The sequence below is a fragment of the uncultured Allobosea sp. genome (assembly GCF_945956895.1).
GTDB lineage: Bacteria > Pseudomonadota > Alphaproteobacteria > Rhizobiales > Beijerinckiaceae > Allobosea.
On sequence record NZ_CAMFJF010000142.1, the window covers coordinates 1 to 3720 of the forward strand.

Sequence of the window (3720 nt, forward strand, 5' to 3'; positions counted from 1 at the left end):
GGCGATACGCCGGGCGTCGCCTTGCGCTCCGCGCTGTCGCCGGGCGCGGAACCCGGCGCCACCGTGCTCGTCGTCTCGGCGGGCTACCGGCCCGTGACCGGAAGCGTCGGCTACGACAACACTCTCTCCAGCGCGCTCGGCCGTTCGACGGTCTCCACGGGCCTCGAGGTCAACAGCGTCCTGGGCTGGGGCGAAACCTTGTATCTGCGCGCCGCAGGCCATCCGGGCGGCAACGATAGCGCGGGTTTCGGCGGTCTCTTCGACAGCTATCCACGGATGCGGACCCTGTCGGGCGGGACGGTCATCCCACTGGGCATCGATGGCCTGACCCTGAATCTGGAGGCGACCGAGAGCCGTACGGCCCCGAAGCCGCCGTTCGGCCTGCCGCAGACCGCGAGCCAGTTCGAGCGCTATTCGGCGCGCCTGCGCTATCCCTGGCTGCGGTCCCGCACCCTCAGCTTCGCTTCCGAGCTCATCTTCGACGCCGAGGAAGAGCGCATCGACCTTTTCGTCCCCGGCCTCAAGCTGCCGCTCTCGCTCGACCGCCTCCGGGTGCTTCGCGCCGCTGCCGACGGCTCGATGCTGTTGCCGACAGGCGGCGTCCTATCGGGACGCGCGATCCTCTCGGCGGGGCTCAAGGCCTTCGGCGCCCGGACTGCGGCGGATGCATCGCCGATCCTGCCGCTTTCCCGGTTCGGAGCCGATGCGGACTTCCGGAAGTTCGAGGCGATCCTGTCGCTTGCCCAGCCGTTGGCCGAGCATCTGGGCGTGGCCTTCATGGCGCGCGGCCAGACCTCCTTCAATCAGGCGCTGCCGCGCGCGGAGCAGATCGGCATCGCCTCGTTCCAGGAATTGTCGACCTTCGATGCCGGTACCTTGGGCGGGGATAGCGGCTGGGTCCTTCGCGCCGAAGTGAATTCGCCTTGGTCGACCTCCTTCGCGGGCGTTCCCGTGTCGGCGACGCCCTACGCCTTCGCCGCCACCGGCGCGCTCTATCTCGTGCACCCCACCGCGGTCGAGCAGGCGACGACGCATGTCACCTCGGTCGGCCTCGGCGTCAGGCTCGCAGCCACGCTCGACCCATCCTTCTCGCAAGCATCGCTCTCCCTCGAATATGGCCGGAGATTCCGCGACGACCGGATACCGAACGACAACCGCTTCACCATGGTGGGTTCAATCCGCTTCTGATCGCACCTCGTAGCTGCCTTCCGGATTCGAAGAGGAATCTTGGATGAGACTTCGCCAGGCTACTTTCAGGTTCGCGCTCCTCGCAGGCACCTGCCTCATCGCGCTGCACCCCGGTCTGGCCGGGGAATTGCCGGCGGGGGCGTCGATCGCATCCGGCTCGGTCGGCATCTCCAGCCCGGGTGCGAACACGATGGCGATCCAGCAGTCTTCGGCTGCCGCGATCATCAACTGGCAGAGCTTCTCGATCGGAACGGGCGCCACAGTGAATATCCAGCAGCCTGCGACATCGTCCGCGCTGCTGAACCGGGTCACCGGCACGACCACGTCGACGATCGCCGGCCAACTCAACGCGAACGGGCAGGTCTACCTCGTCAACCCAAACGGCATCATGATCACCCCGACCGGCATCGTCCGGACCGGCGGGGGGTTCGTCGCGTCGACACTCGGCATCACGGATGAGGATTTCAAGGCTGGGCGGCGGAGTTTCGCCGGAACCGGCAACTCCGCCGCGGTGGTGAACCAGGGGACGATCGAGGTCGGCCGCGGCGGCTATGCGGCCCTGCTCGGCGGTTCGGTCGAGAATGCGGGCACGATCAGCGTACCGCTGGGACGGGTCGGGCTCGGCGCCGGCGAACGCGCGACGCTAGACATCTCCGGCGACGGCTTCCTGGAGGTCGCGGTGCCGTCTGGGTCCGTCGGCGACAAGGCGCTGATCCAGCAGAGCGGCCGCATTCGCGCGAATGGCGGCCGGGTCGAGCTGAAGGCGGCGACGGCGCGCGAAGTCGCCAGGCAGGCGATCAACCTCTCCGGCGTCATTGAGGCGCGCACGGTCGGCGGGCGTTCCGGCGCGATCGTGCTGGGCGGCGGTGCCGGCGGAACCGTCAAGGTTTCCGGCAGGCTCGATGTCAGCGCGACACGCCGGGGGCGCAGGACCGCCTCGGCACGGAGCGGATCGGGCGTGGGCGGCAGCGTCACCATCACCGGAGACCGGATCGGGCTGACCGGTGCGACGATCGACGCCAGCGGCCGCAGGGGCGGCGGCACCGTCAAGATCGGCGGCGATCTGCAGGGCGGCGGAACCTTGCCACATGCCAGCAGCGTCGTCATCGACAGCAAGACGCAGATCCTCGCCGATGCGACCGAGACCGGGAATGGCGGCAGGATCATCGTCTGGTCGGATGCGTTCACCAGCTTCGGCGGCCTGATCCGCGCGCGCGGCGGAGCCAATGGCGGCGATGGCGGCTTTGCCGAAGTGTCGAGCCAGGGCGTGCTCGACTATACCGGGCAGACGATCCTGACCGCCGCACGCGGCAAGTTCGGCACGCTTCTGCTCGATCCCTACGACATCTATATCGAGAGCGGCCCGACCACGAACGGTTCGCTCGCCGGCTCAACCTTCACGCCGAGCGGACCGAACTCCGTCATTAACGTCGCGACCCTGCAAACCGCACTGGCGACCGCCAACGTCTCTCTCCAGACGGGCCGGACCTCCTCCAGCCCCGGTACTCAGGCTGGCAACATCACGGTCGGCGCACCGATCACGTGGTCGCAAGCGACCACGCTGACGCTGGACGCCAACAACAACATCATCATCGGCGAAGCGATTACCGCTCCCGCCGGCGGGCTGATCCTCAATGCAGGCGGCGCGATCACCACGCCGGCGAGCTATGGGCGTTCGGACGGCACGACCGCTGCCTCCGCCACAACCGGCGCGGTCAATGTCGGGACGTTCCTGCTCGAAGCGGGAGCCTGGACGCAGGTTTCGAACCCGCTGCCGGCGTTTTCGGCGACTGATTTCCGCTTGAATGGCGGCAGCTTCCTGCGTGTGCTCGGCGGCGATGGCAGCGCCGGCAATCCCTATGCGATCAGCGATGTCTATGGCCTGCAAGGCATCAATACGGTCAGGAATTCAGGCGGGTCTCCCGATCTGAGCCTGAACTACCGGCTGGCGAACGACATCGACGCCAGCGGGACACGCCAATGGACCGATGGCCGCAGCATCGTCGGCTTCACGCCGATCGGAGGCTCCGTACCCGACCTCGCGCCCTTCTCGGGTACGTTCGACGGCCAGGGGCACACGATCAGCGGCTTGTTCATCAACCGACCCTCGTCTTCGGAGGTTGGTCTCTTCGGCCAGGTTGCCGGCACGGTGCAGAATCTCGCGCTGGCCGGCGTCGACATCAGCGGGAGCAGCGCCGTCGGATCGGTCGCCGGCCGCAATTTCGGAACGATCAGCCATGTCGTGGCCTCCGGAACCGTGGCTGGCGACCAGTTCGTCGGAGGGCTGGTCGGAGACAACAGCCCGCCGGAAAGCTCCACCCCTCCCACGCCCAGCATCGACCGGTCCAGCACAAGCGTGACGGTTCAGGGCGGCGCCAGTGCAAACGCCGTCGGCGGCCTCGTCGGCTACAATACCGGCAACATCTCGCTCTCCTATGCCACCGGGGCCATCACCACCGGTGCGGGAAGCACCTCCGTCGGAGGGCTGGTCGGAGAGAATTTCGGCGGCACGATATCGCAGGCCTACGCGAC

General features: G+C 67.7%; 2 protein-coding genes. Both read left to right on the top strand.

The window, feature by feature from the left end:
- Positions 1 to 1188, top strand: a 1188-nt coding sequence (locus tag Q0Q02_RS23440) for a ShlB/FhaC/HecB family hemolysin secretion/activation protein (protein ID WP_293813196.1), incomplete at its 5' end; no start/stop codon positions are given.
- A gap of 43 nt (positions 1189 to 1231) precedes the next feature.
- The coding region (locus tag Q0Q02_RS23445; RefSeq protein ID WP_293813198.1) for a filamentous hemagglutinin N-terminal domain-containing protein at positions 1232 to 3720 on the top strand (2489 nt) is incomplete at its 3' end.